The sequence below is a fragment of the Asanoa sp. NPDC050611 genome, from assembly GCF_040654855.1.
Taxonomy (GTDB): Bacteria; Actinomycetota; Actinomycetes; order Mycobacteriales; family Micromonosporaceae; genus Asanoa.
Genome location: NZ_JBFAIU010000077.1, coordinates 1 through 26,104 on the forward strand (window position 1 = coordinate 1; position 26,104 = coordinate 26,104).

Genomic DNA, 26,104 nt, shown 5'->3' on the forward strand with positions numbered 1-26,104 from the left:
AGTATTACGAGTTATATCAGATTGTGTTTGTAGTTAAGAGGTGTGCTATTCCGATCTCGCCTGAAAGATTAATTGGGCCCGTCGTGCCGATCAACGCGGCCTGCGGCGGGCCCAGCCGCCGTCTCGGCTCACGCTGATCGGCACGACGGCCTCAGGCCGAGAATGCGGCGAACGTCGGCCAGCCGAAATGGTTGAGCGGCCCGCTGCCGTTGCCCAGCTCCCAGTCGCGGGCGCCGACGAGGCTGCGGGTGACGTACTCCTTCGCCGCCACCAATGCCTCCAGGACGTCGTCGCCCTGGGCCAGGCGGGCGGCGATCGCGGCCGAGAACGTGCAGCCGGTGCCCCGGCTGTTGCGGGTCTGCACCCGCGGGTAGCGCAGGAACCGCGCCCCCGCGTCGGTCCAGACCGCGTCGACCGCCTCGTCGCCCGCGACCATGTCGCCACCGGTCACCACGACGTACTTCGGGCCGTTGGAGGCGATCTGCGCCGCCGCTCCGGCCATGTCCGCCGGTGTCGACACCGGCCACCCGACCAGGGCCGACGCCTCGTCGCGGTTCGGGGTCGCCACCGCCGCGTACGGCAGCAGCCGTTCGAGGGCGCTGACCACGCCCCGGCGGCGACCCGACGCCGCCTCCAGGACCGGGTCGACGACCAGGTTGGGCAGCAGGCCCGAGCGGGCCTTGGACGTGACCGCCGCGGCGGCCTCAGCCGTGGCCAGCATGCCGACCTTGACGGCCTTGACCGGCATGTCGTCGAGCACCGCCGTGAGCTGCGCCGACACGACATTGCCAGGCAGCTCGAACACGTCCTGGACGCCGCGGGTGTTCTGCGCCGTCACCGATGTGGCGACCGTCGCGCCGTAGAGCCGCATCGCCGCGAAAACCTTCAGGTCGGCCTGTAGCCCGGATCCGCCACTGGAGTCCGAGCCGCCGATCGCGAGCACCGCGAGTGGTGTCATTGGGGTCCTCCCGCCTCTCGTCCTACACGGGTAACACGAGAGGCGGGGCCGGCGACGGACTAAATCGCACTATCGATCGACAGCGGGCTCACCCGAGGGCGCGCAACTCCGCCAGATCCGCGGCCGACGGCTGCCACGCGATGGCCGCCGCGTTCTCCCGGATCTGGTCCGGCGTGGTCGCCCCGGCGATCACCGACGCGACCGCCGGCATCGCCGCGAGGCCGCCGAGCGCCACTTGGAGCAGGGACAGACCACGCGCGGACGCGTACCCCTGCAGCCTCTCGATCCGGTTCCACGGCGCGGAGGCCAGCGTCGAGGCGAACCGCGGCGACGTCAGCCGGGTGCCGGACGGCGCCGCCGTGCCGCGCCCGTACTTGCCGGTGAGCAGTCCACTCTCGAGCGGGAAGAACGGCAGCACCCCGAGCCCGAACCGCTCGCACGCCGGCACCAGCTCGGCCTCGATCCCGCGGTTGAGCAGGCTGTAGTGGTTCTGGACGCTGATGAACGGCGCCCAGCCGCGGGTACGCGTCACCCACGCGGCGTCCGCCACCTGCCAGGCGGCGAAGTTCGAGCAGCCGATGTAGCGCACCTTCCCCGCCGTCACGAGATCGTCGAGCGCCGACAGCGTCTCCTCGATCGGCGTCGCCGGGTCCGGCTCGTGCATCTGGTAGAGGTCGATGTGGTCGGTGTCGAGCCGGCGCAGGGAACCCTCGACCGCGCGCAGCACATAACGGCGGGCACCACGTGCGCCGAGATCGGGGCCGTTGATGCCGGACATCGGCTTGCCGAACTTCGTCGCCACCACCACGTCGTCGCGCCGGCCTTTGAGCGCCGCACCGAGAAAACGCTCGGAAAGCTCATGACCGGGGCCGCCGTACGTGTCGGACGTGTCGAAGAAATTGATTCCCACCTCGAGCGCGGAATCGACGACCGCACGCGCGGCATTCTCGTCGATATCCCGGCCGAAGGTGTTGCAGCCGACGCCGGCAACCGAGACGACCAGTCCCGAACTGCCCAGGCGGCGATAGCTCATCGTGCTCACGCCGTACTCCATGAATGAGGGGTTCTTTCGTATCGCGTGCCCATTAATAAACCACGGGCCGCGGTGTGGGACTCCGACCCGCGCGGTTTGCGGGGCACTATCCTTTGCGCGGGCATTGCTCGATTCTGACACCTTTGTGGCGGCTACTCACATTCGGCCGCCGGCGATGGGAGCGTGGATCCCGAAATGACGGCACCCACCAGGTTCCAGCAGCGGTCGACCGCCGCGGAGCCGGCTGACGTCGCGGCGCCGGAGCAGCTCGACGTGACGGTCGTGCTGCCGTGCTACAACGAGCAGGACCACGTGCTCAAGGAGATCGAGCGGATCTCCGCCGCGATGGACCGCAGCGGTTACAGCTACGAGCTGCTGGCGATCGACGACTGCTCGACCGACAACACGCTCGCCGTGCTCCGCGAGGCCGCGCTGCGCTTCGCAAACCTGCGGGTGATGCCCTTCCACCGCAACGGCGGCTCGGGCACGGCCCGGCGGATCGGCACCCAGCAGGCGCGCGGCGAGATCGTGGTGTGGACCGACGCCGACATGACGTACCCCAACGAGCGAATTCCCGAGCTCGTGCAGCTCCTGGAGAAGGACGAGACCATCGACCAGGTGGTCGGCGCGCGGACCAGCGAGCAGGGCACGCACAAGTTGCTGCGGGTGCCGGCCAAGTGGGTCATCCGCAAGATCGCCGAGCGGCTGACCGGCACGAAGATCCCCGACCTCAACTCGGGGCTGCGGGCGTTCCGCCGCCGGGTGTCGCTGCCGTACCTGCGGTTGCTGCCGCCCGGGTTCTCCTGCGTCACCACGATCACCATGGCGTTCCTGCACAACCAGCACGACGTGCGGTACGTCTCGATCGACTACGCGAAGCGCGCCGGCTCGTCGAAGTTCCACTTCGTCCGGGACGCGTACCGCTACATCCTCCAGGTCGTCCGCATGGTCATGTACTTCAACCCGCTCAAGGTGCTGATGCCACCGGCGCTGTGGCTGGTCGGCATCGCCATCGCGAAGGTCATCTACGACGTCGTCGCCCATCCGGTCCGCGTCGCCAACAACACGATCATGCTGTTGGTGGCCGGCCTGATCATCGCGGCGGTAGCCCTCCTGGCCGACCTCATCGTGCGGTCCCGGTCCGCCTAGGCCGTGACCGCGACCGACCTCGCCGCCCCGGCAGAGACCACACACGCGCCCCGCCGACTGTCCACCGAGGACCGCCGGGGCTGGCTGGCCGTCGGCGCGATCAGCCTCGTCCTCGCCGTCACCTGGGCGCCGCGGCTGGTCATGCCCTACGGCGACAACCACATGGGCCGGATCATCAGCCGGTACGCCCTGCACCTGTCGAACCTGCAGGAGCGCGGCCTCGTCGGCTCGGACTTCAGCGCGGACTGGCTGCCGTACAGCAGCGCCGCGTACGCCCACCACCCGCCGGGCCTCAACATCCTGGTCGCCCTGTTCGGCCTGCTGCCGGGAACCAAATCGTTCGAGGTCTGGCTGGCGCCTTTCCTGCTGGCGCTGCTCGCAGTCCCGGCCGCCGCGGCGCTGCTGCGCGCCCTGGGCATCCGCTGGTCGGCCACGCTGCTCGCCGTGGCCGCGATGGCCTCGACGGCGTTCTTCTGGGTCTACAGCCCGATCATGTTCGACCTGGGCCCGATCCTGCTGATCTCCGCGACGGTGGTGGCACTCCGCCGCAAGGACTACACCCCGCCGCGGTGGCTGCTCGCGGTGGCCTGCGCCGCGGCCCTGCTGGCGACACTGATCTCCTGGCCGGGCATCGGCTTCGCGGGCGCGATGGGCCTCTGGCTGCTGGCCGGCCGCCGCAAGCTCGACAAGGTCGTCCTGTGGGTGGGCGCCTCGATGCTGGTCGGCCTGTGCATCAGCCTGACCTTCATCGTCGGCGTCAGCGGCCTGGCCGACCTCACGAACCAGGCGGAGTTCCGCACCCAGGGCGGCGCCTTCACCGCGGAACAGTTCCTGCGCCGCCAGCGCCAAAGCCTGGGCGCCCTGCTCCCACCTTGGTACCCGGCGCTGCTGCTGCTGGGCGCGCTGGTCGGCTTGTGGGACCGCCGCACCCGCGTCTACCTGGCGTTCGCGCTCGCGTTCAACGCGTTCTGGACCTTCGCGCTCAACAACGGCGCCTACATCCACGACTACTGGAACTACCCGCTCCTGATCCTGGGCCTGGTCGGCATGGCCGCCCTCGTCGACCGCGTCCTGACCCGCACCCCTCCCCGCCCAGCCCAGTTCGCCGCGGCCGCCGCCGGCCTCGCGTTGCTGGTGACGCTCGCGGTCGTCGCATACGGCCGGACGAATCGCACCTATGTAGACCGCCCGTCCGACGCGGGCCGCCTGGTCTCCCAACACAGGCCAGCGCCGGGCCAACAAACCGCCTGGCTAGCCGGCGGCGGCCTGTCGACCCCGCGCTGGTACGCCTACTACTGGAACCTCGCCCCGAAAACCGTCACGCCGGCGACCCTGGCCGAGGCAAACCCGACCGACCTGGTCCTGATGGACCTGCGCAAGATCCCCAGCTGGCTGCCGAAGAACATCGGCGACCGGGCTCTGGACCGAAAGGGCTTCTACGCCCTCTTCCGCATCTCGGACCTCGAGGCCGCACAAACCAAGCCCTGACCTTGCTCGGGCCCGCGGTGGGCACGACCGTCGCTCCCGCCAGACACCGCTCCGCTGCCACGCCCGCGGCGGACGCGGGCATCGAGCATCTCCGCTCCGCCCAACGCAACGATCGACACGATCCCGCCGGCGGCGTCTGGGAGATCGCCACCGCGCCGGCGACGGTCGAGGTAACGACGACCTGGCCGACATCTGTCAGCCACTCCGCGGCAGACGCCCGGCAACGCCCCGGGCAGAAGTCCGCACGGCAGTCGAGCCTGCCCCTCCGTCGCTTGGGTCAACGGGCGGCAACTCCGCTTGGCTCTGGGTGGGGGTGGCGATGCGGGCGCGGATCGGTTCCACGACCGTTTGGGCGGTGAAGTTGTTCGCCGCTCGCGCCGCCGCGCGGCGCTGGTAGGTGGCCAGGAGCGTGCGATCCGCTGCCAACGAGCGGAGCGTCTCCGCCAAAGCCGCCGCGTCGCCGGGCGCCACGAACAGGGCGTCGTCGCCCAGGGTGCGGCGTTGCGGGGCCGTGTCCGACGTGACGATCGCGCAGCCGGCGGCCGCGCCCTGATAGACCTTGGTCGGCACCACGTTCTGGGCCTTCTCCGTCGTGCCGAAGATGCCCAGGGCCACGTCGTGGGCCGCCACCAGCGCCGGCAGGTCTGCGCCCGGCACCCAGTCCACCCAGGTCACCGACGTGTTAGCGGCGGCCGCCGCGCGGCAGGCCGCGTACTCCTGACCCGTGCCGACCATCGTCACCTCGATCCGCGGGTCGCCGGCCAGCCGGGCCAGCGCCTCCCCGACACACCCGGTGCCGTGCAGCGGCGTGTAGATCCCGACGAAGACCACCCGCAGCGGGCCATCCGGACGAGCGGGTCGCACAGCGAACCACGACCGGCCCGCGCCCACCGGCGCCACCACGCCGACCGACGACGGCGGCAGCGCCGCCAGGTGTTCGTCCGTGTCGACCACCACCACGTCCGCCGCGCGCAGGGCGCGCCGGTCGATCCAGCGCATCAGCGCCGCCTTGACGCCGCCGCCGCCCGTCAGGTCGCGGTCCCGGGCCGTGCCGGCCGCCGAGACCAGGTGGTCCAACACGAGCGGGGTACGCCGGAACAGGAGCCGCGCCAGCCGCACGTCGAAATGCCCCAGGTAACCGACCAGTACCGCGTCCGCGGCCGGCGCCCGGCGCGACCGCAGCGCCAGCAGCACCCAGCAGCGGGCCAGCAGCCACGCCAGCTTCGGCAGTCGCCACGGCTGGCGCAGCATCGCCACCCGGTCCGCTGTGGAGAGCGCCAGCGGGACGTTGATCTCCAGGACCTCGTCGCCCGCGGAACGCAAGCCCTCGATCAGGACCCCGACCCGCGGATGGCGCTGCACGTCGTAGGTCCCGAAGGCCAGCCACCGCATCGCGGTAGCCTAACCGACCAAAAGGGACTATCAGGGCGCAGCGGGCGCCGAGTCCGGGATCGTGTCGATGTCGGGTGTCGTCACGATCGGGCGGCGCGGCCTGCGCTTGCTCAGTAGCGCCAGCGCCGGCCACGCGAGGTCCGCCACTGTGATCAGCAGCCGCGAGACCAGCGCCGCGACCAGGGCGACCGGCTCCGTCACCGACCCGGCGAGCAGCACCACCAGCGCCGTCTCCCGCGGCCCCAGCCCCGCCGGCGCGATCGCCAGCAGGAAACCGATCGACCAGGCACCCGCGTACGCCGCGACCGACCGCACCACCAGATCCGACCCCGAAGCGCCGAGGTCGAGCAGCAGCGCCCACAGATGCGCGCCGAAGCAGATCCAGCTCGCCAGCGCCCAGAACACCGACAGCCCGATCGCCCGTCCCGACAGGAAAGCCGGCATGGGTTCCCGCCGGGCCAACCGCATCGCCAGCGCCAGCAGCCGGTTCAGCACCGGCGGCAGCAGCGCCACGAACGCGACCGGCACCGCGAGCAGCGTCCACCAGTAGTCGTCCCACGCCCGGCCACCGAGCACCGGCAGCACCAGCGCGGTGAGCAACAGCCCGGTGCCGAGCGAGATGAACATCGTGATCAGCACGGCGGCGGCGGACGAGCGGCCCGGCACCTGGTAAGCCTTGCCGAGCCGCATCTGGGTCAGCACCGGCCAGACCTTGCCCGGCAGGTACTTCCCGAGCTGGCCGACGAAGAAGATCCGCATCGCACCGGCGAGCGGCACCGAGTTGCCGAAGTCGGCGAGCAGCACCCGCCAGCTCAGGAACGAGCACCACACCGCGACCAGCGCGAGGACCAACGAGACGAGAACCGCGGACGCCGACAGGTCGCCGATCACCCCGCGCACCTCGGCCCAGCGCCTGCTGACCGCGTAGCCGACGTACGCCAGGAACAGAACGGTTATGACGATCTCGGCGATCCGCCGCGCCACCGATCGGCGAACCGAAGGGGCGGCGGTTACGGCTGGCACACGAGCACGATACCTAGAGTGGCTCGTCACCCCAGACAGGCTCGACCGTCTCGGTCACCTCGCCGTCACCCGCGAACCTGATGAACCGGTCGAACGAGCGGGTGAACCAGCGGTCGTGGGTGACCGCGATGACCGTGCCCTCGAACGCGGCCAGGCCCTGCTCCAGCGCCTCGGCCGAGGCCAGGTCGAGGTTGTCGGTCGGCTCGTCGAGCAGCAGCAGCGTCGCACCCGACAGCTCCAGCAGCACGACCAGGAAGCGCGCCTGCTGCCCGCCGGAGAGCGTGCCGAACCGTTGGTCGCCCTGCCCGGCGAGCTCGTAGCGCCCGAGCACCTGCATCGCCTGGTGCCGGTCGAGCCCGGAGCGGTGCTCGTCACCCCGCCAGAGGATCTCGACGAGGGTACGGTCCATCAGCTCAGGCCGGTCGTGCGTCTGCGAGAAGTGCCCGGGCCGCACCCGCGCACCGAGCCGCGCCACTCCGCCGTGCGCCACCGGCGCGAGCTTCTCGCCACCGTCGACCGGCAGGTTGGCCGGGTCGGGGTCGGTGCCGCCGCGGGCCAGCAGCCGCAGGAAGTGCGACTTGCCGGTGCCGTTGGCGCCGAGCACCGCCAGCCGGTCGCCGTACCAGAGCTCCAGGTCGAACGGATAGGTCAACCCGTCCATCTCCAGCGCGGAGCAGATCACCGCCCGCTTGCCCGTGCGCCCGCCGGTCAGCCGCATCCGGATGTCCTGGTCGCGCGGCGGGGTCGGCGGCGGCCCCGCCTCCTCGAACTTGCGCAGCCGGGTCTGCGCGGCCCGGTAGCGGGACGCCATGTCGGAGTTGTACGCGGCCTTCTGCTTGTACATGAGCATCTGCTCGCGCAGCTTCTGATGCTCCTCCTCCCAGCGCCGCCCGTCCTCCTCGAGCTTCTCGTGGCGGGCGACCCGGGCCTCGTGCCACGAGGCGAACCCACCGGGATGCACCCAGGCGCTGCGGCCCTCGACCGCGACCACCCGGTCGGCCGTCTGGGCCAGCAGCTCCCGGTCGTGCGAGACGTAGAGCACGGACTTGGCCGACTCCCGCAGGCGACCTTCCAACCAGCGCTTCCCGGGCACATCGAGGAAGTTGTCGGGCTCGTCGAGCAGCAGCACCTCGTCGTCGCCCCGGAGCAGCACCTCGAGCGCGACGCGCTTCTGCTGGCCGCCGGAGAGCGTGCGCACCGGCCGGGTCCGCGTCTCCTCCCACGGCTTGCCGAGCACGAGCACCGAGACGGTGTCGAACAGCACCTCCGCGTCGTAGCCACCGGCCTCGCCCCAGGCCGCCAGCGCGTCCGCGTACGCCACCTGCGCCTTGCCCGCCGCGGTGCTGAACTTGCCGCGCAGCTCGGCGGCGTGCATCGCCCGCTCGGCCGCGGTCAGCCGCTCTCCGGCCGCCCGCAGCGGCGGCGCGGCCAGCGAGAGCACCAGCTCCGACAGGGTGGTCTCGTCGCCGACCATGCCGATGAACTGCCGCATGACGCCGAGCCCGCCCGCGCGCGCGACGACGCCCGTGCGCACCGGCAGGTCGCCGGCGACCATCCGGAGCAGCGTCGTCTTGCCGGCGCCGTTGGGACCGACCAGCGCCACCTTCGCGCCCTCGCCCACCCGGAACGACACGTCGGCGAACAGCTCACGGCCGTCGGGCAGCACATGCCCGACGCCGGCGACATCGATGTAACCCACGCCGGAATGATGCGGGACGCGACCGTCCCGCGTCGCGTCAATTCCGGGTGATCCGCAGAACCCGGAAGCCCTTCTGGCTCGCGTGCCGGCTCACGTCCCAGCCCTCGTCGACCAGCCACCGGTGCAGCGAGTCCCCGCCGAGGTGCTTGCCCGCGACCAGCCAGGCCACGCCGTCGGGCGCCAGCCGCGGCAGCCAGCGACCCAGCAGCGCGTGCAACTCGGTCTTACCGACCCGGAACGGCGGGTTGGACCAGATCTGCGCGAACCCGACACTCTCGTCGACCTCGTCCGGCGCGGACACCCGCACGCCGAGCGGCCCGCCGTTGGCCGCGGCGAGCGCCCGCGCCCGCGCGTTGACGTCCACCGCGTAGACCGTCGCCCGCGGCGCCACGGTGGCCAGCACGCACGCGATCGGCCCGTAGCCGCAGCCCAGGTCGAGCAGGTTCCCGTCCAGACCGGGACCGGGCAGGACCGCCTTGCGCAGCAGCACCGCCGTTCCCGGGTCGAGGCGGTCCGCGGAGAACACCCCGCCGGCCGCGCGCAGCCGGAACTCGTGGCCGCCGGCGGCGAACTCGACGGTGCGCTCGGCACCCGCCGTCGCCTCGGAGGGTTCGGCGGTGAAGTAGTGGTCCCCGGTCACGCCCCGCATTCTCGCCCACCCCGCGCGCGGTCACTCGAACGGGCGCCACACTTTCGGCGGGCACCGTGCCGATCGCCACCGCGCCACCGCGGACAGCGCCTAGCGTCTGCCGCGTGCTTCTCCGGCGCGTCCTCGCGGCCTGGCGGTCACCGGACTGGCGGCCACCGCGGCAGCTGCGGCCGGCCTGCGTGGCCACCGCGTTGACCCTGCTCCTGCTCTGCGGCTACGGCACCTACCTGGTGGCACGGGACGACCCGACGCCACGGGACGAGCCCGCGGCCGCCACCGTGCTGCGCGAGCTGTCCTCCCGGGCCGATGACCCGCGCCCGCTGACCACCGCCGAGGTGTTTCCGACGGACGTGGTGGTCGCGGGCCCGGACGGCACCGGTTACCAGGTGCTTCGGGTGCAGGCGCTGCAGCGGTGCGGCGGTGTGGCGGAGGGCGCGGTCGTCCCGCTGCTCGAGGCGGCGGGCTGCAGCCAGGTGGTCCGCGCGACTCTGCGCTCCCCCGACGGCGGCTACGTGATCACCGCGGGACTGCTCAACCTCGCGGACGAGACCGGCGCGGAGGCGGTGCACGGCGGCATCAGGCCGCTGCTCGACGCCGAGAGCGGGCGCCTGCGCGGACTGCCGGCCGGCCACGGCACCGGCGGGCTGACCCGGGACACCACGCAGCTCGGCTGGCAGGTCCGCGGCCATTTCCTGGCGTACGCGGTGATCGCGCGCGGCGACGGCGGCAAGATCTATCCCGACGACCCGACCGCCCGGCGGATCCTGTCGGACCTGATCGAGGAGTACCTGCGCACGCGGGTCCTGGACCGCCGGGCCGCCGGCTGCGCGGACGCGGCCGACGGCTGAGTTAGTCGGCGGGGATCCGGAGGCGGCGGGTGGCGGCGGCCCGCGCGGCCAGCGCTCCGGCGTCCGCCGGATAGCCGACCGCCACCAGCGTCAGCCCGTGGGCCGGCGCCACCGTGACCGCGCTGCTTCGCTCGCGCCGGGTGAGCTGGCTGGCCGGCCACTCCGGCGGCCGCCGGCCGTCCCCGGCCACCAGCATCGCGCCGACCAGGCTGCGCACCATGGCCTGGCAGAACGCGTCCGCCTGCACGGTGGCCACCAGCACGTCGTCGGCGGCGACCCGGCGCCAGTCGAGCCGGGTCACCTCGCGCACCGTCGTGGCGTTCTCCTTGCGCTTGCAGAACGCCGCGAAGTCGTGCTCCCCGACCAGACCCGCGGCGGCCGCGTTGAGCCGCTCCACGTCGAGCGTGCGGGGCCAGGCCAGGGTGTCCCGGCGGCGCAGCGGCGAGGCACCCCAGGGCGCGTCGGTGACCCGGTACTCGTAGCGGCGGAACGTCGCCGAGAAGCGCGCGTCGAACTCGGCCGGCACCTCGGTGAGCGCCAGCACCCGCACGTCGCCCGGGAGCAGGCCGGCCAGCCGGCGCAGCAGGGTGGGCCCGGTCAGCGCCCAGACCTGGTCGGGCAGGTCGACGTGCGCGACCTGGCCCGTCGCGTGCACGCCGGCGTCGGTCCGGCCGGCCACGGTCAGGCCGGTCGCCACGCCCGCGCCGAGGATCTGCTCCAGGACCGCGAGCAGGACGCCGGCGACGGTACGCCGCTCCGGCTGCACCGCCCAGCCGGAGAACTCGGTGCCGTCGTAGGCGATGTCCAGTCGCGCGCGCACGCGTACCCCCAGATGAGACGAAGAAGGCGCCCCGCGAAGGGCGCCCTCGTCGTCGTTGCCGTGCTGCTTACTTGTCGTCGTCGCCCTTGGCCTCGGCGTCGGTCGAAACCGGCGCCTCGGTGGACGTCGCGCTGGCCGGGGGCTCTTCCTCGCGGGTGAGCGCCTCGACCTTGTCCCGCTGCGCGGTGGCCTTGCGGGCCGCCCGCTTCGCCGGCGCGGCCGGCGTCTCGACGAACTCCTCGACGAGCTCGATGATCGCCATCTGCGCGTTGTCGCCCTTGCGGGGAACGGTCTTGACGATCCGGGTGTAGCCGCCGTTGCGGTTGGCGTACCGCGGCGCGATCTCGTCGAACAGGTTGAAGACCACGTCCTTGTCCCGGACGACGGTCAGCACCCGGCGCCGGGCGTGCAGGTCACCGCGCTTGGCCTTGGTGATCAGCTGCTCGGCGAGCGGACGCAGGCGCTTCGCCTTCGTCTCGGTCGTGGTGATCTTCCCGTGCCGGAACAGCGCCGTGGCCAGGTTGGCCAGCAGCAGCCGCTCGTGCGCCGGGCTACCGCCGAGGCGGGGACCCTTGGTGGGCGTGGGCATCGTTGGTGCTCCTCAGGTGTCGCAGCGGGGTGTCAGAGCTGCTCGGTCTCGCGGTAGTCGTCGGTGTCGTAGTCAACCTCGCCGAAGGAGTCCACGACGTGCGCGGGGTCGAAGTTGGGCGCCGAGTCCTTCAGGCCCAGACCCATGCCGGCGAGCTTCATCTTGACCTCGTCGATCGACTTCTGACCGAAATTCCTTATATCGAGGAGGTCGGCTTCCGTGCGCCCGATGAGCTCACCGACGGTGTTGATGCCCTCGCGCTTGAGGCAGTTGTACGAGCGGACGGTCAGGTCCAGCTCCTCGATCGGCAGCGCCAGGTCGGCAGCGAGCTGCGCGTCCTGCGGCGACGGGCCGATGTCGATGCCCTCGGCGGTCTCGTCCAGCTCGCGGGCCAGGCCGAAGAGCTCGACCAGGGTGGAGCCGGCGGACGCCAGAGCGGTGCGCGGGCCGATCGACGGCTTGGTCTCGACGTCGATGATCAGCCGGTCGAAGTCGGTGCGCTGCTCGACACGGGTCGCCTCGACCTTGTAGGTGACCTTCAGCACCGGCGAGTAGATCGAGTCGACCGGGATCCGGCCGATCTCGGCACCCGCGCTCTTGTTCTGGTTCGCGGTCACGTAGCCACGACCCCGCTCGACGGTCAGCTCCATGTCGAGCCGGCCCTTGCTGTTGAGCGTGGCGAGCTTCAGGTCGGCGTTGTGCACCGAGACGCCGGCCGGCGGCTGGATGTCGCCCGCGGTCACGTCGCCGGGGCCCTGCTTGCGCAGGTACATGCTGACCGGCTCGTCGTGCTCGGAGCTGACGCACAGCTCCTTGACGTTCATGACCAGCTCGACGACGTCTTCCTTGACGCCCGGGATGGTGGTGAACTCGTGCAGCACGCCGTCGACCTTGATGCTGGTGACGGCCGCGCCCGGGATCGAGCTGAGCAGGGTGCGCCGGAGCGAGTTGCCGAGCGTGTAGCCGAAGCCGGGCTCGAGCGGCTCGATGGTGAACCGGGAACGGGTCTCGCTGATCGACTCCTCGGAGAGGGTCGGCCGCTGGGTGATGAGCACTTCGTTTCTTCCTTCTGTCGGGACCGCCCACTATTTGACGGTCGCCTGTGGTTGCCCCGCGCCGCCGCCGGACGACGGCGGCGCGGAGCCACCGAGCGCTACTTGGAGTAGAGCTCGACGATCAGCTGCTCCTGGACCTGGGTGTCGATCACCTGGCGGGCCGGGAGCGAGTGCACCAGCACCTTGTGCTGGGTGGGGATGGCCTCGAGCCACGCCGGCACGGTCTTCGAACCGGCTTCGGCCTGGGCCACGATGAACGGGGTCAGCTCCTGCGACTTCTCCCGCACCTGCACGATGTCGTGCTCCTTGACGCGGTACGAGGGGATGTCGACCTTCTTGCCGTTGACCACGAAGTGGCCGTGCTTGACGAGCTGACGCGCGTGGTCGCGGGACTTGGCCAGGCCGGCCCGGTAGACCACGTTGTCGAGGCGGGACTCGAGGATCTGGAGCAGGACCTCACCGGTCTTGCCCTTCTTCGAGACGGCTTCCTCGTAGTAGCCGCGGAACTGCTTCTCCAGCACGCCGTACACGCGGCGGGCCTTCTGCTTCTCACGAAGCTGGAGCAGGTACTCGGTCTCCTTGGTACGACCACGGCCGTGCTGTCCGGGCGGGAAGGGCCGGGACTCGAACGGGCACTTGGGGCCGTCGCACTTGCTGCCCTTGAGGAACAGCTTCATCTTCTCCCGCCGGCAACGGCGGCAGTCAGCACCGGTATAACGAGCCATTTTCCTCTAACCTCTCAGACCCGACGACGCTTCGGCGGACGGCAACCGTTGTGCGGCTGGGGGGTGACGTCGGCGATCTGGCCGACCTCGAGGCCCACGGCCTGCAGCGAACGGATGGCGGTCTCCCGGCCGGAGCCGGGGCCCTTGACGAACACGTCGACCTTGCGCATGCCGTGCTCCATGGCCCGACGCGCGGCGGCCTCGGCGGCCAGCTGCGCGGCGAACGGAGTCGACTTGCGGGAGCCCTTGAAGCCAACCTGGCCGGCGGAGGCCCAGGAGATGACCGCACCAGTCGGGTCGGTGATCGACACGATGGTGTTGTTGAAGGTGCTCTTGATGTGCGCCTGCCCGTGGGCGACGTTCTTGCGTTCCTTGCGCCGGACCTTCTTGACAGCGGCCCCGGCACGAGCCTTCGGTGGCATAAGTCTTCTGCGCTCCTAGTTACTTCTTGCCGGGCTTCTTCTTGCCGGCGACGGTCCGCTTCGGACCCTTGCGGGTGCGCGCGTTGGTACGAGTGCGCTGCCCACGGACAGGGAGACCCCGGCGGTGCCGGATGCCCTGGTAGGTGCCGATCTCGACCTTGCGGCGGATGTCCGCGGCGACCTCGCGGCGCAGGTCACCCTCAACCTTGAAGTTGGCCTCGATGTAGTCGCGGAGCTGGACCAGCTCCTCGTCCGTGAGGTCCTTCGCACGCTTGTCCAGGGAAACGCCGGTCGCGCCAAGGGCCTCCTTGGCGCGGGTCCGACCGACCCCGTAGATGTAGGTGAGCGCGATCTCCATGCGCTTTTCGCGCGGGAGGTCGACGCCAGCTAGACGTGCCATGTGCGGGCGTACTCCTCGTGTGTTCGCGGAGGTCTCTGCCCCTCCCACCCCGCGTGCCCGCGCGGGCCCTGGCCTCCGACCAGGGGTGTGCCACGAGTGCGCCTTCTGCTCCCGCGGCTGGGACGAGCTTGTTCAGTTGGTGCCGCCGGGGACTCAGCCCTGGCGCTGCTTGTGGCGCGGGTCGTCACAGATGACCATGACCCGGCCGTGCCGGCGGATGACCCGGCACTTGTTGCAGATTCGCTTGACGCTCGGCTTGACCTTCACGGTTTGCCTTTACTTCCCATCAACGCCCGGCGGCGCCGCACTTGGCATGCCGGACCGTCGTAACGGACGGGGACCTGGGTGCCCGTCGTCAGGTGTTACTTGTAGCGGTAGACGATGCGCCCACGGGTCAGGTCGTATGGCGAAAGCTCCACCACGACCCGGTCCTCGGGCAGGATGCGGATGTAGTGCTGCCGCATCTTGCCGCTGATGTGAGCCAAAACCTTGTGGCCGTTTGCGAGCTCAACCCGGAACATGGCGTTCGGCAAGGGCTCGATGACCCGGCCTTCGATCTCGATGGCCCCGTCTTTTTTCGGCATGTCCTCCGCTGTCCTGACGTCGGTGTTTCGGATCGGTGCACAGAATCTCCCGAGCGAGGGATCACTCAGGCCAGCCGCGGGCTCTGCCGCCGCCGAAGCGCGTGGCGGGCATGACAGAGCGGACGCTGTGCGCCGACAGTCCATACTACGCGGGGGTACGCATCGACGCCAAACCGGCGTCGACCTCGTCAGCCATCGTCCTCGTCACGGGCCTGTTTGCGCTGTTGTTCGCGGGCCCGTTCGGCCGACCACTTCTGCGGCTCGCCGCTGACCAGCCCGCCGATGGTGGATACCAAGAGTACGGCGCCCCACGGGCCCGCGACCCAGGCCGGCCAGAAGTAGAGCCACTCGGCGGTCATCAGGCAGATCACCGCCCAGATCGCCACGACGATCCCGATGGTGGCGAAATAGCCGTCCCAGGTGTGTGCCAGCCAGCGGGCGGTCGCGTTCGGGTAGCGCCCGTCGGGGCCCGGGACCAGGGCGTCGTTGTGCCTGGTGACCATGAGCTGCGAGTCGGCCGTGGGCGCCACGGTGTCCGGGAGGTCGTCGAGGAGCCCGTCGAGATCGCCGAAGGTCTTCGCCGCGTACGTCTTCTGGACGCGTTCGTCGTATTCCGACAGGTCGAGGCGCCCGAGTTCGAGGGCCGCGCGGAGCTGCTCGGCCACGTGCTGCCGATCCGCGTCACCCGCCCGCATCTGACGCCGCTCCATCCTTCGAGCATGCCATCGGTCGGCCCGTCAGGTGCGGCCACATGAATGTCCCGGCGGATTGCGCAAATGCCGAAATTAGGGCGACCTCAGCTATCTCCCTGGTCGAAGCGCGTCCCGCAGGAAGTCAACCTCCGCTTCCAGCAACCGGGCGGAGTGGTCGGCGTCCACCATGTGGCTGCTCGTCGGCAGGGCCAGCACCTGGTGCGGCCGGCCGGCGGCCTGCAGGGCGGCGGACAACTTCAGCGTGTGCGCCGGGTGCACGTTGTCGTCCAGCAACCCGTGCACCAGGAGCAACGGCCGGCGCAGCAGGGGTGCGTCGGCCAACAGCGAGTCGCGGTCGTACGCCTCCGCGTTCTCGTCGGGGTGGCCGAGGAACCGCTCCTGCCAGTGGGTGTCGTAGAGGCGCTGGTCCGTGACGGGCGCGCCGGCGACCGCGGCGTGGAAGACGTCGGGGCGCCGCAGCACGGCCCGCGCCGCCAGGTAGCCGCCGTAGGACCAGCCCCGGATGCCGACCCGGGTCAGATCGAGATCGGGATGCCGCTCGGCGGCCGCGTGCAGGCCGGTGATCTGGTCCTCCAGCGCGGCGGCACCGAAGTCGAGGTGCACGGTCTTCTCCCAGCGGGGGCCGCGGCCAGGTGTGCCGCGACCGTCCACGACCACGACCGCGAAGCCCTGGTCGGCGAACCACTGCGCGGTCAGGTACGCGGACTGGGCGGCGATCACCCGCTGTCCGGCCGGGCCGCCGTACGGGTCGAGCAGCACGGGCAGCGGGGTGCCGGGCCGGTGGTCCGCCGGCAGCAGCACGACCGTCCGCAGCCGCAGCTCGCCGGCCTCGAAAAGATCCGGCCGCGGCGTCACCGGCGCGGTGCGGGCGTGGGAGGCGATCGGGCTCGTCGACCCGTTGCGCGCGACCGTCGCCCGCGTCTCCTGCTCGGTCACCGACCGGCTGACCAGCACCGTCGTGCCGCCGGCGCGCAGTCCGTCGTGGACGCCGCCGGGGCCGGTCAGGCACTGTGCGCCCGCCGCGGCGGTCCAGAGCCAGACGTGCCGCTCGGTCGGGTCGGTCGAGCCTGCGAACAGCACGGCGTCGCCGTCGACGCCCAGCAGGGCCCGCACCTGCAGGCCCGGCGGGGTGACCGGCTCGCCCCCGACCAGCAGGTGCCGGGTCTCGTCGCGGTCGTCGGTCCAGACCAGCGCGCCCTCCGGCGTGCGGGCCGGGGTGCCGGGCACCAGCTCGACCCAGGCCGGGTCGTGCTGCTCGTGCTCGACGGCCGTCGCCCCGGTGGCCGGGTCGGCGCGCAGCACGCGGACGATCGTCTGTGCCCTGTTCTGCACCGCGATGGTCAGCCCCGTGCCGTCCCAGGCGACGCCGCTGAGGTACTCGTACGCCGCGCGGTCCCAGGCGACCTCGACCCGGCCGCCGTCGAGGTCGACGACGTGGAGGGAGACGTCGGCGTTGGTGGTGCCGGCGCCCGGGTAGCGCAGCGCCACCGGGGCGGCCAGGGGGTCCGCGAGGTTCGCGATGTGCCAGACCTGGACCCGGCTCTCGTCCACCCGGGCGACCGCGACCCGGCGCCCGTCCGGCGACCACCACCAGCCGCGGGTCCGGTGCATCGACTCGCCCGCGACGTGCTCGGGCAATCCGTAGCCGACCGCCGGGCCGTCCGGCTCGGCCAGCGTCCGGTGGCCGGTGCCGTCGACGCCGATGAGGTGCAACCCGCCGTCGCGGACGTAGCCGATCAACCGGCCCGACGGGTCGGGGTGGGGATCGACCACTCCGCCGCCGGTCTCCAGCGTGCGCGCCGCACCGTCGGCCGGCGAGACCACGACCAGCTGCCCGCCGAGGGCCAGGGCGACCACCGACTGCGCGCGGTCCGTGGCGAACGCGGTCACGCCACCACCTGTCTGCCGGGTCCGCTCCCGCTGCCGCTGCTCGGCCGGCGGCAGCGCCGACTCGTCGACGCCGAGGTCGGCCGGGTCGAGCAGCAGGCGCTCGCGGGCCGCTTCGACGTCGTAGGCCCACAGGCACGCGACAGGGTCATCGCCGGCACGGGCGCGGGTGAACAGCACCTGGCGCCCGTCACCGCTGATCGCGAACCGGCCGGGCAGGCCCAGGGTGAACCCGCGCGTCCGCGCGCGCAGCTCGGGAAAGTCCATGCGCCCCAACCTAGGCGGCGCGGCCGGGTCAGGACGAGGCGGACGGCGACGGCGCGGTGGCGCGGGCCGACAGCAGCTCGCCGAGCCGCTCGCGGCCGCCGTCGGGTGCGGTCAGCACCCAGGCGCCGTCGTCGAGCAGGGCGATCGAGTGCTCGACGTGCGCGGCGACCGAGCTGTCGCGGGAGACCACGGTCCACCCGTCGTCGAGCTCGACCGTGCGCGGCGAACCCATCGTGATCATCGGCTCGATGGCCAGGCAGAGGCCCGGCGTGAGCTTGATGCCGCGGCCGGGGCGGCCGTGGTTGAGCACGTGCGGGTCCTGGTGCATCTCGGTGCCGATGCCGTGCCCGCCGTAGCCGTCGACGATGCCGTAGCGGCCGCCGGCCCGGACCGCGGTCTCGACCGCGTGGCTGATGTCGGTCAGCCGCCCCCGGCCGGAGAGCACGCCACGGGCCGCGGCCGCGATGCCGGCCCACATGGACTCCTCCGCGACCTCGGCCATCTTCACCAGCGCCGGGTCGGTCTCGCCGACGGGCACGGTGATCGCCGCGTCGCCGTGCCAGCCGTCGAGGACGGCGCCGCAGTCCAGCGAGATCAGATCGCCCTCGCGCAGCACCTGCTGCGGCGACGGGATCGCGTGCACGACCTGCTCGTTGACCGAGGAGCAGATCGAGCCGGGGTAGCCGTGGTAGCCCTTGAAGGACGGCACGCCGCCGGCGTCGCGGATCACGCCTTCGGCGATCGCGTCCAGGTCGGCGGTGGTCACGCCCGGCGCCACGGCGGCCCGCATCGCGGCCAGGGCGTTGGCCACGACCAGGCCGGCGCGGCGCATCAGGTCGATCTGCTCAGGGGTCTTCAGCTGAATGTTCAGCTGGTGTCGGCGCATCAATCGAGGCTACCTAAGTCTTCCGTGGTCCTCAGCCGTGGTGACGCTGCCGCGTCACCACGCCTTCCGGTCGTGCTACCCGCCGTACGACCGCAATGCGTCGATCGCACGGACGGTGACGTCCTCCACGGGCCCGGTCGCGTCGATGCCGACCAGCTTGCCCTGTGCCCCGTAGTAGTCGACCAGCGGCGCGGTCTTCTCGGCGTACTCCACCAGGCGCTTGGCGATGGTCTCGGCCTTGTCGTCGTCGCGCTGGAACAGCTCCGAGCCGCACCGGTCGCAGATGCCCTCGCGGGACGGCGCGTCGAACTCGACGTGCCAGATCTTGCCGCAGCCGCGGCACGTGCGGCGGCCGGACAGCCGCCGGATCACCTCGTCGTCGTCGACCACGAGCTCCATCACGAGGTCGAGCGCGGTGCCCAGGTCGGCCAGCAGCTTGTCGAGCGCGGCCGCCTGGGGCGTCGTGCGCGGGAACCCGTCGAGCAGGAAGCCCTCGGCGGCGTCGGGCTCGGCCAGCCGCTCCCGCACCATGTTGATGGTGACCTCGTCGGGCACCAGCTTGCCGGCGTCCATGTAGCGCTTGGCCTCGACGCCGAGCGGAGTGCCCTGGGAGACGTTGGCGCGGAAGATGTCCCCGGTCGAGATCTTGGGCACGGCGAGGTGCGCGGCGATGAATTCGGCCTGCGTCCCCTTTCCCGCACCCGGAGGACCTACGAGAACAAGTCGCACTAGCGCAGGAACCCTTCGTAGTTCCGCTGCATGAGCTGGCTCTCGATCTGCTTGACCGTCTCCAGGCCGACGCCAACCATGATCAGCACGGCCGTGCCGCCGAACGGGAAGTTCATGTACTGCTGACGGTCCAGCCAGATGAAGAAGAAGCTCGGCAGGATCGAGATGACACCCAGGTAGAGCGCGCCGGGAAGGGTGATCCGGCTCAGGATGTAATCCAGGTACTCAGCGGTCGGCTTGCCCGGCCGGATGCCCGGCACGAACCCGCCGTACTTCTTCATGTTGTCCGCGACCTCGGTCGGGTTGAACGTGATCGACACGTAGAAGTACGTGAAGAAGATGATCAGCAGGAAGTAGAGCAGGATGTAGACCCAGCTGGTCGGGTCGACCAGGTTGTTCTGGATCCACGACTGCCACCCGTTGAGGTTGTTGCGGTCGTAGAACTGCAGGAGCAGCGCCGGCAGGTAGAGCAGGGACGACGCGAAGATGACCGGGATGACGCCGGCCTGGTTGACCTTGAGCGGTATGTAGGTGGACGTGCCGCCGTACATCCGCCGGCCGATCATGCGCTTCGCGTACTGCACCGGGATCCGGCGTTGGGCCTGCTCGATGAAGACCACGAAGAAGATGATCAGCAGGACGAGCGCGATCACCAGGAAGAACTTCCACCAGCCCTGGCTGAGCTTGATCTGCCAGCCCTCGCTGGGGAGGCGGGCCATGATCGAGGTGAAGATCAGGACGGACATGCCGTTGCCGACGCCGCGGTCCGTGATCAGCTCGCCCAGCCACATCACCACGCCGGTGCCGGCGGTCATCGTCACGACCAGCGAGACCAGGGTGATCCAGTTCGGCAGCTCGGTGTTCGGGACGATCGGGAACTGGTCGCACATGTTGTTGAACAGCTGCCCGGAGCGGGCCAGTGCGACGAACGCCGAGGCCTGGAGGATGCCGAGGCCCAGCGTCAGGTAGCGGGTGTACTGCGTGATCTTCGCCTGGCCGGCCTGACCCTCCTTGCGGAGTTGCTCGAGCCGCGGGATCACAACGGTCAGCAGCTGCAGGATGATCGACGCTGTGATGTAGGGCATGATGCCCAGCGCGAAGACCGACAACGACAGCAGCGCGCCGCCGGAGAACAGGTTCAGCAGGTTGAAGACGCCACCCGCGTTGTTCGTCGCCATGAGATCCATGCACTTCTGCACGTTTCCGTAGGAAACGCCCGGGCTGGGCAGCGTGGCGCCCAGCCGGTAGATCGCGATGATCCCAACTGTGAACAACAGTTTCTTGCGCAGGTCAGGCGTGCGGAACGCACTGAGAAATGCGGAGAGCAACGTCTTCCTCCTGCGCGGGCGGACCGCCGGGGTCGCGGCGGCCGGGGTGGCTGTCGGTAGTTGCCCGACACCCTGTCGGGAACGGACTCTAACTTATCTGGCTCGGATGACGACCAGCCGGCCGCACCCATCCATCAGGAACGATATCCGGCCGGGTCGTTCCGGATCAACGCCGGAGGGGCGCGGCACCCGACGGTCCGTTGACCGTTGGAACCGCGCCCCTGCCAGCGCTACAGCTCAGTGGTGCTGCCACCAGCAGCGGCGATCTTCTCCTTGGCCGACGCGCTGAACGCGTGCGCCGAGACTCGGAGAGATACGCCACTCAGGTCGCCGCTGCCGAGCACCTTGACCGGCTGGCCCTTGCGGACCGCGCCGGCGTCGACGAGCTCGGCCGGGCCGATCTCGCCGCCGTTCGGGAACAGCTCGGCCAGCTTGTCCAGGTTCACGACCTGGAAGACGACCTTGTTCTGGTTGCGGAAGCCCTTCATCTTCGGCAGCCGCATGTGGATGGGCATCTGCCCACCCTCGAACGCCGCCGAGATGTTCTTGCGGGCCTTGGAGCCCTTGGTGCCGCGACCGGCGGTCTTGCCCTTGGAGCCCTCACCGCGACCCACGCGGGTCTTGTCGGTCTTGGCGCCGGGAGCCGGACGCAGGTGGTGGACCTTGATGGTCATTATTCGACCTCCTCGACCTTCACGAGGTGGTTGACCTTGAAGATCATGCCCCGAATCTCGGGCCGGTCTTCCTTGACCACCACGTCGTTGATCCGCTTCAGGCCGAGCGACCGCAGCGACTCACGCTGGTTGTGCTTCGACCCGATCCCGGACCGGACCTGGGTGACCTTGAGGCGAGCCATCACGCGCTCACCCCAGCCCGACTGGCGAGCATCGCCGCCGGAGCGACGTCCTCGACCGCGAGGCCGCGACGGGTCGCGACCGCCTCGGGCGACTCGAGCGCCTTCAGGGCCGCCACGGTCGCGTGGACGATATTGATCGGGTTCGACGAGCCGAGGCTCTTGGAGAGCACGTCGTGGATACCCGCGCACTCCAGCACGGCGCGGACCGGGCCGCCGGCGATGACGCCCGTACCGGCCGAGGCCGGCTTGAGCAGCACCACGCCCGCGGCGTCCTCGCCCTGCACCGGGTGCGGGATCGACTGGGCGATCCGCGGCACCTTGAAGAAGTGCTTCTTGGCCTCCTCGACACCCTTGGCGATCGCCGCGGGCACCTCCTTGGCCTTGCCGTACCCGACGCCGACCGTGCCGTCGCCGTCGCCGACGATCACCAGGGCGGTGAAGCTGAAGCGCCGACCACCCTTGACGACCTTGGCAACCCGGTTGATCGCGACGACGCGCTCGAGGTGCGGGGTCTTCTCGACGGGCGCGTTTCCGCGGCCGCCCTCACGGCGGTTGTCGCGGCGACCACCCTCGTTGCCACCGGACCCGCCGCCACGGCGCTGTTGACCTGGCATCAGCAGCCTTCCTTTCTCAGATGTGACGGGGTCAGAACTCGAGCCCGGCTTCGCGCGCGGCGTCAGCCAGCGCGGCGATGCGACCCGCGTACTTGCTGCCACCGCGGTCGAAGACGACCTTCGACACGCCGGCGGCCTTGGCCCGCTCGGCGAGGAGCGCGCCGACCTTGCCGGCCAGGGCGCTCTTGTCGCCGTCGGTGCCTCGGATCGAGGCGTCCATGGTCGACGCCGACGCCAGGGTGTGGCCCTTGGCGTCGTCGACGATCTGGGCGTTGATGTGCCGCAGCGAGCGGGTGACGACCAGGCGCGGACGCTCGGCCGAACCCACCAGGTGCTTGCGGACCCGGAAGTGCCGACGCGCCCGGCCCACGGCCCGCTTCGCGGCAACGCCGCGACGGCGCTTGAGTAGCGTGGCGGTCACTTCTTACCTGCCTTTCCGGCCTTACGGCGGATGACCTCGCCCTGGTACTTCACGCCCTTGCCCTTGTAGGGCTCCGGCGGACGGATCTTCCGGATGTTGGCGGCCACCTCACCGACCTGCTGCTTGTCGATGCCGGCGACGTGGAACAGCGTGGGCCGCTCCACGGTGAAGGTGATGCCCTCCGGCGCTGGGACCAGGACCGGGTGCGAGAACCCGAGCGCGAACTCGAGGTCCTTGCCCTTCGCGGTGACTCGGTAACCGGTGCCTGCGATCTCGAGGCTCTTGCGGTAACCGTCGGTCACCCCGACCACCATGTTGGCGACCAGCGTACGCGAGAGGCCGTGCAGCTCCTTGGCCTTGCGCTCGTCGTTGGGGCGCTTGACCACGAGCTCGTTCTCGGCGCGCTCGATGGTGATCGGCTCGGCCAGCGTGTGGCTGAGCTCACCCTTCGGGCCCTTCACCTTGACGGTCTGGCCGTTGATCGTGACATCGACGCCGGTCGGGACCGGGATCGTCTTGCGTCCAATTCGCGACATTTCAGTTCTCCCCGGTTACCAGACGAAGGCGAGGACTTCCCCGCCAACGCTCCGCTTGCGGGCCTGCCGGTCGGTCAGCAGCCCCTGGGACGTCGAAATGATCGCCACGCCCAGACCGCCGAGCACCCGCGGGAGCCCGTCCGACTTGGCGTAAACCCGGAGACCGGGCTTGGACACGCGCTTGATCCCGGCCAGGCTCCGCTCACGGTTCTGGCCGTACTTGAGCTCGACGACCAGACGCTTGCCGACGACACCCTCGGTGGGCTCCTCGACCGCCCAGGTGGCGATGTAGCCCTCGCTCTTGAGGACCTCGGCGATGTTCGCCTTGATCTTCGAGTAGGGCATCGTCACCCGGTCGTGATAGGCCTGGTTGGCGTTGCGCAGACGGGTCAGCATGTCTGCGATCGGGTCGGTCATCGTCATGAGTTCTCGTCAACCTTTCTCGCCGTGGTTCCCCGCCAAGGGCCTGCGGCGAAGCGGCATTTCGGGTGGTGGCTTACCACGAGGCCTTGGACACGCCGGGGAGCTCACCGCGGTGAGCCATCTCCCGGATGCAGACCCGGCAGAGACCGAACTTGCGGTAGACCGCCTTGGGACGCCCGCAGCGCTGGCAACGGGTGTACGCGCGGACCGCGAACTTCGGCTTCGCGGCAGCCTTGAGGATCAGCGCCTTCTTAGCCATGTGCTCAGTTCTCCTTGAACGGGAAGCCCAGGAGCTTGAGCAGCGCCCGGCCCTCGTCGTCGGTCGTCGCGGTGGTGACCACCGTGATGTCCATGCCACGCACGCGGTCGATCCGGTCCTGGTCGATCTCGTGGAACACCGACTGCTCGGTCAGCCCGAACGTGTAGTTGCCGTTGCCGTCGAGCTTGCGGGCGTCGAGGCCACGGAAGTCGCGGATACGCGGGAGGGCGATCGACAGCAGTCGGTCGAGGAACTCCCACATCCGGTCGCCGCGCAGGGTCACCTTCGCGCCGATCGGCATGCCCTCACGCAGCTTGAACTGCGCGATGGACTTGGTCGCCCGGCGGACCTGCGGCTTCTGGCCGGTGATCGTGGTCAGGTCGCGGACCGCGCCGTCGATCAGCTTCGCGTCCCGGGCCGCCTCGCCGACACCCATGTTGACGACGATCTTGACCAGGCCCGGCGTCTGCATCGGGTTGGCGTAGTTGAACTGCTCGCGCAGCTGCCCAACGACCTCTTCGCGGTAGCGCTGCTTGAGGCGCGGCAGCGTCTTCTCGGCTGTCGTGGTCATCACAGGTCCTTACCGGTGCTACGTGCGACGCGCACCTTGGTGCCGTTCTCGTCGGTGCGGTAGCCGACGCGGGTCGGCTTGCCGTCGGAGTCCAGGACCATCACGTTCGAGACGTGGATGGGAGCTTCCTGGGTGACGATGCCGCCGGTCTTGGCGCCGCGCTGCGTCGTGCGGATGCGCTCGTGCTTCTTGACCCGGTTGACGCCCTCGACAATGACCTTGTCCTGGCGCGGCAGGGCCTGGATGACCTTGCCCTTGGCGCCCTTGTCCTTGCCGGCGATGACGACGACCGTGTCGCCCTTCTTCACCTTCATGCCCGGGCCTCCCTCCGGTCGGCCCGCGCATGCGCGGATGCACTGAGCCGCATGATGAGCTCGCTTCGCTCGCTCATGGTCAGAGCACCTCCGGTGCCAACGAAATGATCTTCATGAAACGCTTGTCCCGCAGCTCACGGCCGACCGGGCCGAAGATACGGGTGCCGCGCGGGTCGCCGCCATCCTTGATGATCACGGCGGCGTTCTCGTCGAAGCGGATGTACGAGCCGTCCGGGCGCCGCTTCTCCTTCGCGGTGCGGACGACGACCGCCTTGACGACGTCGCCCTTCTTCACACCGGCGCCGGGGATGGCGTCCTTGACGGTGGCGACGATCACGTCGCCGATGCCCGCGTAGCGCCGACCCGAGCCACCGAGGACCCGGATGCACAGGATCTCCCGTGCACCCGTGTTGTCGGCGACACGCAGTCGCGACTCTTGCTGAATCACGTCTATCTCCTCTGTCTGCCAGTCCTCCGGCGCTGCCGGAGCTTGGAAGAACCGGTCGGCTTACTTACTTCGCGCGCTCGAGGATCTCCACGACGCGCCAGCGCTTGGTGGCGGACAGCGGCCGGGTCTCCATGATCAGGATCCGGTCGCCGACGCCACACGAGTTCTGCTCGTCGTGGACCTTGAGCTTGCTCGTACGCCGCAGAACCTTGCCGTAGAGCGGGTGCTTGACCCGGTCCTCGACCTCGACCACGACGGTCTTGTCCATCTTGTCGCTCACCACGAGACCCTCACGGGTCTTGCGGCGGGCCCGCTCGGGAGCGGCGGCGGTGTTCTCAGTCATCACGCAGTCACCTCAGTCGGCGCGGCCGAGAGCCCCAGCTCACGCTCACGCATGATCGTGTAGATCCGAGCGATCTCCCGACGAATGACCTGCAGCCGACGGTTGTTGTCCAGCTGGCCGGTGGCCGACTGCACGCGGAGGTTGAACAGCTCAGCCTTGGCCTCCCGGAGCAGCGAGATCAGCTCCTCTTCGGGGAGCTCACGCAGCTCGGACGCCTTGGTGCCGCCGGCCATCAGGATTCACCCACTTCGCGCGTCACGATGCGGCACTTCATCGGGAGCTTGTGGATCGCGCGACGCATCGCCTCTCGCGCGATCTGCTCGTTGGGGAAGGACATCTCGAAGAGCACCCGACCCGGCTTGACGTTGGCCACCCACCACTCGGGCGAGCCCTTACCGGAACCCATCCGGGTCTCGGCGGGCTTCTTGGTCAGCGCCTGGTCCGGGAACACCGTGATCCAGACCTTGCCACCACGCTTGATGTGTCGGGTCATCGCGATACGCGCCGACTCGATCTGGCGGTTGGTGACGTAGGCCGGCTCCAGCGCCTGGATTCCGAACTCGCCGAAGACCACCCGGTTGCCGCCCTTGGACGCGCCGTGGCGGTCCGGGTGGTGCGGCTTGCGGAAGCCCTTCGGGGGCTTACGCGGCATCAGCATGGTGGTCAGCCCTCCTG

35 protein-coding genes are annotated in these 26,104 nt (G+C 70.2%); 3 read left to right on the forward strand and 32 right to left on the reverse strand.

Annotation, left to right across the window (positions count from 1 at the left end):
* Positions 1-151: 151 nt before the first annotated feature.
* The gene (gene thiD, locus AB0H87_RS14780) at positions 152-958 is read right to left on the reverse strand and encodes a bifunctional hydroxymethylpyrimidine kinase/phosphomethylpyrimidine kinase (protein WP_360144417.1); all 807 of its coding nucleotides are present in this window, start codon (positions 956-958) and stop codon (positions 152-154) included.
* 88 nt (positions 959-1,046) lie between these two features.
* Complete coding sequence (locus tag AB0H87_RS14785; protein ID WP_360144489.1) at positions 1,047-2,012, reverse strand: aldo/keto reductase; 966 nt, start codon at positions 2,010-2,012, stop codon at positions 1,047-1,049.
* Positions 2,013-2,186: 174 nt separating this feature from the next.
* On the opposite strand from AB0H87_RS14785, the gene AB0H87_RS14790 reads away from it, so the two are divergent.
* Complete coding sequence (locus tag AB0H87_RS14790; RefSeq protein ID WP_360144420.1) at positions 2,187-3,140, forward strand: glycosyltransferase family 2 protein; 954 nt, start codon at positions 2,187-2,189, stop codon at positions 3,138-3,140.
* Positions 3,141-3,143: 3 nt separating this feature from the next.
* Positions 3,144-4,628 carry a hypothetical protein gene (locus AB0H87_RS14795; protein WP_360144423.1) on the forward strand — a complete coding sequence of 495 codons (1,485 nt, stop codon included), beginning with the start codon at positions 3,144-3,146 and terminating at the stop codon, positions 4,626-4,628.
* A gap of 195 nt (positions 4,629-4,823) precedes the next feature.
* Here AB0H87_RS14795 and AB0H87_RS14800 read toward each other — a convergent pair whose 3' ends face one another.
* Genes AB0H87_RS14800 through AB0H87_RS14815 form a run of 4 tightly spaced genes read right to left on the reverse strand, consistent with a single transcriptional unit; the run spans position 4,824 to position 9,382 of the window.
* Entirely contained in the window at positions 4,824-6,020 is a 1,197-nt protein-coding gene (locus AB0H87_RS14800) for a glycosyltransferase (protein WP_360144426.1), read from the reverse strand.
* A 30-nt stretch (positions 6,021-6,050) separates the two neighbouring features.
* The gene (locus AB0H87_RS14805; RefSeq protein WP_360144429.1) at positions 6,051-7,004 is read right to left on the reverse strand and encodes a lysylphosphatidylglycerol synthase domain-containing protein; all 954 of its coding nucleotides are present in this window, start codon (positions 7,002-7,004) and stop codon (positions 6,051-6,053) included.
* A gap of 52 nt (positions 7,005-7,056) precedes the next feature.
* Positions 7,057-8,742, reverse strand: coding sequence for an ATP-binding cassette domain-containing protein (locus tag AB0H87_RS14810; RefSeq protein WP_360144432.1), 1,686 nt, complete (start codon positions 8,740-8,742; stop codon positions 7,057-7,059).
* Between the two features lie 37 nt (positions 8,743-8,779).
* Positions 8,780-9,382 (reverse strand): methyltransferase, encoded by a 603-nt coding sequence (locus AB0H87_RS14815; protein WP_360144435.1) that lies wholly within the window; start codon positions 9,380-9,382, stop codon positions 8,780-8,782.
* Between the two features lie 113 nt (positions 9,383-9,495).
* Between AB0H87_RS14815 and AB0H87_RS14820 the strand changes: the two genes are divergently transcribed.
* On the forward strand, positions 9,496-10,239 hold the full coding sequence (locus AB0H87_RS14820) for a hypothetical protein (protein WP_360144438.1): 744 nt from the start codon (positions 9,496-9,498) through the stop codon (positions 10,237-10,239).
* 1 nt (position 10,240) lies between these two features.
* Here AB0H87_RS14820 and truA read toward each other — a convergent pair whose 3' ends face one another.
* The 26 genes from truA to rplP form a co-directional block, all read right to left on the reverse strand.
* The gene (truA, locus tag AB0H87_RS14825; protein ID WP_360144492.1) at positions 10,241-11,071 is read right to left on the reverse strand and encodes a tRNA pseudouridine(38-40) synthase TruA; all 831 of its coding nucleotides are present in this window, start codon (positions 11,069-11,071) and stop codon (positions 10,241-10,243) included.
* A 55-nt stretch (positions 11,072-11,126) separates the two neighbouring features.
* Positions 11,127-11,648, reverse strand: coding sequence for a 50S ribosomal protein L17 (gene rplQ / locus AB0H87_RS14830; RefSeq protein WP_360144441.1), 522 nt, complete (start codon positions 11,646-11,648; stop codon positions 11,127-11,129).
* 32 nt (positions 11,649-11,680) lie between these two features.
* Positions 11,681-12,703: a DNA-directed RNA polymerase subunit alpha gene (locus tag AB0H87_RS14835; protein WP_090787972.1), complete on the reverse strand. Its 1,023-nt coding sequence runs from the start codon at positions 12,701-12,703 to the stop codon at positions 11,681-11,683.
* 98 nt (positions 12,704-12,801) lie between these two features.
* A complete protein-coding gene (rpsD, locus tag AB0H87_RS14840; RefSeq protein WP_203700048.1) occupies positions 12,802-13,428 on the reverse strand; it encodes a 30S ribosomal protein S4 in 627 nt (208 codons plus the stop codon).
* A 14-nt stretch (positions 13,429-13,442) separates the two neighbouring features.
* The gene (rpsK, locus tag AB0H87_RS14845; protein ID WP_030329919.1) at positions 13,443-13,850 is read right to left on the reverse strand and encodes a 30S ribosomal protein S11; all 408 of its coding nucleotides are present in this window, start codon (positions 13,848-13,850) and stop codon (positions 13,443-13,445) included.
* A gap of 19 nt (positions 13,851-13,869) precedes the next feature.
* Entirely contained in the window at positions 13,870-14,250 is a 381-nt protein-coding gene (gene rpsM / locus AB0H87_RS14850) for a 30S ribosomal protein S13 (RefSeq protein ID WP_203700047.1), read from the reverse strand.
* 153 nt (positions 14,251-14,403) lie between these two features.
* A complete protein-coding gene (gene rpmJ, locus AB0H87_RS14855; protein ID WP_023358216.1) occupies positions 14,404-14,517 on the reverse strand; it encodes a 50S ribosomal protein L36 in 114 nt (37 codons plus the stop codon).
* A gap of 95 nt (positions 14,518-14,612) precedes the next feature.
* A complete protein-coding gene (gene infA / locus AB0H87_RS14860) occupies positions 14,613-14,834 on the reverse strand; it encodes a translation initiation factor IF-1 (RefSeq protein WP_007073013.1) in 222 nt (73 codons plus the stop codon).
* 188 nt (positions 14,835-15,022) lie between these two features.
* Positions 15,023-15,544 (reverse strand): DUF1707 domain-containing protein, encoded by a 522-nt coding sequence (locus AB0H87_RS14865; protein WP_360144449.1) that lies wholly within the window; start codon positions 15,542-15,544, stop codon positions 15,023-15,025.
* A gap of 90 nt (positions 15,545-15,634) precedes the next feature.
* Positions 15,635-17,701, reverse strand: coding sequence for a prolyl oligopeptidase family serine peptidase (locus AB0H87_RS14870; protein WP_360144452.1), 2,067 nt, complete (start codon positions 17,699-17,701; stop codon positions 15,635-15,637).
* A 28-nt stretch (positions 17,702-17,729) separates the two neighbouring features.
* On the reverse strand, positions 17,730-18,587 hold the full coding sequence (gene map, locus AB0H87_RS14875; RefSeq protein WP_360144455.1) for a type I methionyl aminopeptidase: 858 nt from the start codon (positions 18,585-18,587) through the stop codon (positions 17,730-17,732).
* A 75-nt stretch (positions 18,588-18,662) separates the two neighbouring features.
* Positions 18,663-19,316 carry an adenylate kinase gene (locus AB0H87_RS14880; protein ID WP_360144458.1) on the reverse strand — a complete coding sequence of 218 codons (654 nt, stop codon included), beginning with the start codon at positions 19,314-19,316 and terminating at the stop codon, positions 18,663-18,665.
* Positions 19,316-20,644 carry a preprotein translocase subunit SecY gene (gene secY / locus AB0H87_RS14885; protein WP_360144461.1) on the reverse strand — a complete coding sequence of 443 codons (1,329 nt, stop codon included), beginning with the start codon at positions 20,642-20,644 and terminating at the stop codon, positions 19,316-19,318. The genes AB0H87_RS14880 and secY overlap by 1 nt, the downstream gene beginning before the upstream one ends.
* A 230-nt stretch (positions 20,645-20,874) precedes the next feature.
* Entirely contained in the window at positions 20,875-21,318 is a 444-nt protein-coding gene (gene rplO / locus AB0H87_RS14890; RefSeq protein ID WP_360144464.1) for a 50S ribosomal protein L15, read from the reverse strand.
* The gene (gene rpmD, locus AB0H87_RS14895) at positions 21,318-21,500 is read right to left on the reverse strand and encodes a 50S ribosomal protein L30 (RefSeq protein WP_090787949.1); all 183 of its coding nucleotides are present in this window, start codon (positions 21,498-21,500) and stop codon (positions 21,318-21,320) included. The genes rplO and rpmD overlap by 1 nt, the downstream gene beginning before the upstream one ends.
* Positions 21,500-22,114 carry a 30S ribosomal protein S5 gene (rpsE, locus tag AB0H87_RS14900; protein WP_360144467.1) on the reverse strand — a complete coding sequence of 205 codons (615 nt, stop codon included), beginning with the start codon at positions 22,112-22,114 and terminating at the stop codon, positions 21,500-21,502. The genes rpmD and rpsE overlap by 1 nt, the downstream gene beginning before the upstream one ends.
* A 31-nt stretch (positions 22,115-22,145) precedes the next feature.
* Positions 22,146-22,535 (reverse strand): 50S ribosomal protein L18, encoded by a 390-nt coding sequence (gene rplR / locus AB0H87_RS14905; RefSeq protein WP_360144470.1) that lies wholly within the window; start codon positions 22,533-22,535, stop codon positions 22,146-22,148.
* Positions 22,532-23,071, reverse strand: coding sequence for a 50S ribosomal protein L6 (gene rplF, locus AB0H87_RS14910; RefSeq protein ID WP_360144473.1), 540 nt, complete (start codon positions 23,069-23,071; stop codon positions 22,532-22,534). The genes rplR and rplF overlap by 4 nt, the downstream gene beginning before the upstream one ends.
* A 15-nt stretch (positions 23,072-23,086) precedes the next feature.
* Positions 23,087-23,494: a 30S ribosomal protein S8 gene (gene rpsH / locus AB0H87_RS14915; protein WP_203700036.1), complete on the reverse strand. Its 408-nt coding sequence runs from the start codon at positions 23,492-23,494 to the stop codon at positions 23,087-23,089.
* A gap of 73 nt (positions 23,495-23,567) precedes the next feature.
* Entirely contained in the window at positions 23,568-23,753 is a 186-nt protein-coding gene (locus AB0H87_RS14920; RefSeq protein ID WP_033342853.1) for a type Z 30S ribosomal protein S14, read from the reverse strand.
* Positions 23,754-23,757: 4 nt separating this feature from the next.
* The gene (rplE, locus tag AB0H87_RS14925) at positions 23,758-24,324 is read right to left on the reverse strand and encodes a 50S ribosomal protein L5 (RefSeq protein WP_360144477.1); all 567 of its coding nucleotides are present in this window, start codon (positions 24,322-24,324) and stop codon (positions 23,758-23,760) included.
* Positions 24,324-24,638, reverse strand: coding sequence for a 50S ribosomal protein L24 (gene rplX / locus AB0H87_RS14930; protein WP_360144480.1), 315 nt, complete (start codon positions 24,636-24,638; stop codon positions 24,324-24,326). The genes rplE and rplX overlap by 1 nt, the downstream gene beginning before the upstream one ends.
* 79 nt (positions 24,639-24,717) lie before the next feature.
* Complete coding sequence (gene rplN / locus AB0H87_RS14935; RefSeq protein ID WP_089244879.1) at positions 24,718-25,086, reverse strand: 50S ribosomal protein L14; 369 nt, start codon at positions 25,084-25,086, stop codon at positions 24,718-24,720.
* 64 nt (positions 25,087-25,150) lie between these two features.
* Positions 25,151-25,429, reverse strand: a complete 279-nt coding sequence (gene rpsQ, locus AB0H87_RS14940; protein WP_360144483.1) for a 30S ribosomal protein S17 — start codon at positions 25,427-25,429, stop codon at positions 25,151-25,153.
* Positions 25,429-25,662 (reverse strand): 50S ribosomal protein L29, encoded by a 234-nt coding sequence (gene rpmC, locus AB0H87_RS14945; RefSeq protein WP_360144486.1) that lies wholly within the window; start codon positions 25,660-25,662, stop codon positions 25,429-25,431. The genes rpsQ and rpmC overlap by 1 nt, the downstream gene beginning before the upstream one ends.
* Complete coding sequence (rplP, locus tag AB0H87_RS14950; RefSeq protein WP_088647000.1) at positions 25,662-26,087, reverse strand: 50S ribosomal protein L16; 426 nt, start codon at positions 26,085-26,087, stop codon at positions 25,662-25,664. The genes rpmC and rplP overlap by 1 nt, the downstream gene beginning before the upstream one ends.
* Positions 26,088-26,104: the final 17 nt, after the last annotated feature.

Bases quoted from the DNA above. Each gene is read 5' to 3' on its own strand.
- thiD (WP_360144417.1), bottom strand. From the start codon at position 958: ATGACACCACTCGCGGTGCTCGCGATCGGCGGCTCGGACTCCAGTGGC.
- AB0H87_RS14785 (WP_360144489.1), bottom strand. From the start codon at position 2,012: ATGGAGTACGGCGTGAGCACGATGAGCTATCGCCGCCTGGGCAGTTCG.
- AB0H87_RS14790 (WP_360144420.1), top strand. From the start codon at position 2,187: ATGACGGCACCCACCAGGTTCCAGCAGCGGTCGACCGCCGCGGAGCCG.
- AB0H87_RS14800 (WP_360144426.1), bottom strand. From the start codon at position 6,020: ATGCGGTGGCTGGCCTTCGGGACCTACGACGTGCAGCGCCATCCGCGG.
- rplQ (WP_360144441.1), bottom strand. From the start codon at position 11,648: ATGCCCACGCCCACCAAGGGTCCCCGCCTCGGCGGTAGCCCGGCGCAC.
- rpsD (WP_203700048.1), bottom strand. From the start codon at position 13,428: ATGGCTCGTTATACCGGTGCTGACTGCCGCCGTTGCCGGCGGGAGAAG.
- rpsK (WP_030329919.1), bottom strand. From the start codon at position 13,850: ATGCCACCGAAGGCTCGTGCCGGGGCCGCTGTCAAGAAGGTCCGGCGC.
- rpsM (WP_203700047.1), bottom strand. From the start codon at position 14,250: ATGGCACGTCTAGCTGGCGTCGACCTCCCGCGCGAAAAGCGCATGGAG.
- infA (WP_007073013.1), bottom strand. From the start codon at position 14,834: ATGCCGAAAAAAGACGGGGCCATCGAGATCGAAGGCCGGGTCATCGAG.
- AB0H87_RS14865 (WP_360144449.1), bottom strand. From the start codon at position 15,544: ATGGAGCGGCGTCAGATGCGGGCGGGTGACGCGGATCGGCAGCACGTG.
- AB0H87_RS14870 (WP_360144452.1), bottom strand. From the start codon at position 17,701: ATGGACTTTCCCGAGCTGCGCGCGCGGACGCGCGGGTTCACCCTGGGC.
- map (WP_360144455.1), bottom strand. From the start codon at position 18,587: ATGCGCCGACACCAGCTGAACATTCAGCTGAAGACCCCTGAGCAGATC.
- rplO (WP_360144464.1), bottom strand. From the start codon at position 21,318: ATGACCATCAAGGTCCACCACCTGCGTCCGGCTCCCGGCGCCAAGACC.
- rpmD (WP_090787949.1), bottom strand. From the start codon at position 21,500: ATGGCTCGCCTCAAGGTCACCCAGGTCCGGTCCGGGATCGGGTCGAAG.
- rpsE (WP_360144467.1), bottom strand. From the start codon at position 22,114: ATGCCAGGTCAACAGCGCCGTGGCGGCGGGTCCGGTGGCAACGAGGGT.
- rplF (WP_360144473.1), bottom strand. From the start codon at position 23,071: ATGTCGCGAATTGGACGCAAGACGATCCCGGTCCCGACCGGCGTCGAT.
- rpsH (WP_203700036.1), bottom strand. From the start codon at position 23,494: ATGACGATGACCGACCCGATCGCAGACATGCTGACCCGTCTGCGCAAC.
- AB0H87_RS14920 (WP_033342853.1), bottom strand. From the start codon at position 23,753: ATGGCTAAGAAGGCGCTGATCCTCAAGGCTGCCGCGAAGCCGAAGTTC.
- rplE (WP_360144477.1), bottom strand. From the start codon at position 24,324: ATGACCACGACAGCCGAGAAGACGCTGCCGCGCCTCAAGCAGCGCTAC.
- rplX (WP_360144480.1), bottom strand. From the start codon at position 24,638: ATGAAGGTGAAGAAGGGCGACACGGTCGTCGTCATCGCCGGCAAGGAC.
- rpsQ (WP_360144483.1), bottom strand. From the start codon at position 25,429: ATGACTGAGAACACCGCCGCCGCTCCCGAGCGGGCCCGCCGCAAGACC.
- rpmC (WP_360144486.1), bottom strand. From the start codon at position 25,662: ATGGCCGGCGGCACCAAGGCGTCCGAGCTGCGTGAGCTCCCCGAAGAG.
- rplP (WP_088647000.1), bottom strand. From the start codon at position 26,087: ATGCTGATGCCGCGTAAGCCCCCGAAGGGCTTCCGCAAGCCGCACCAC.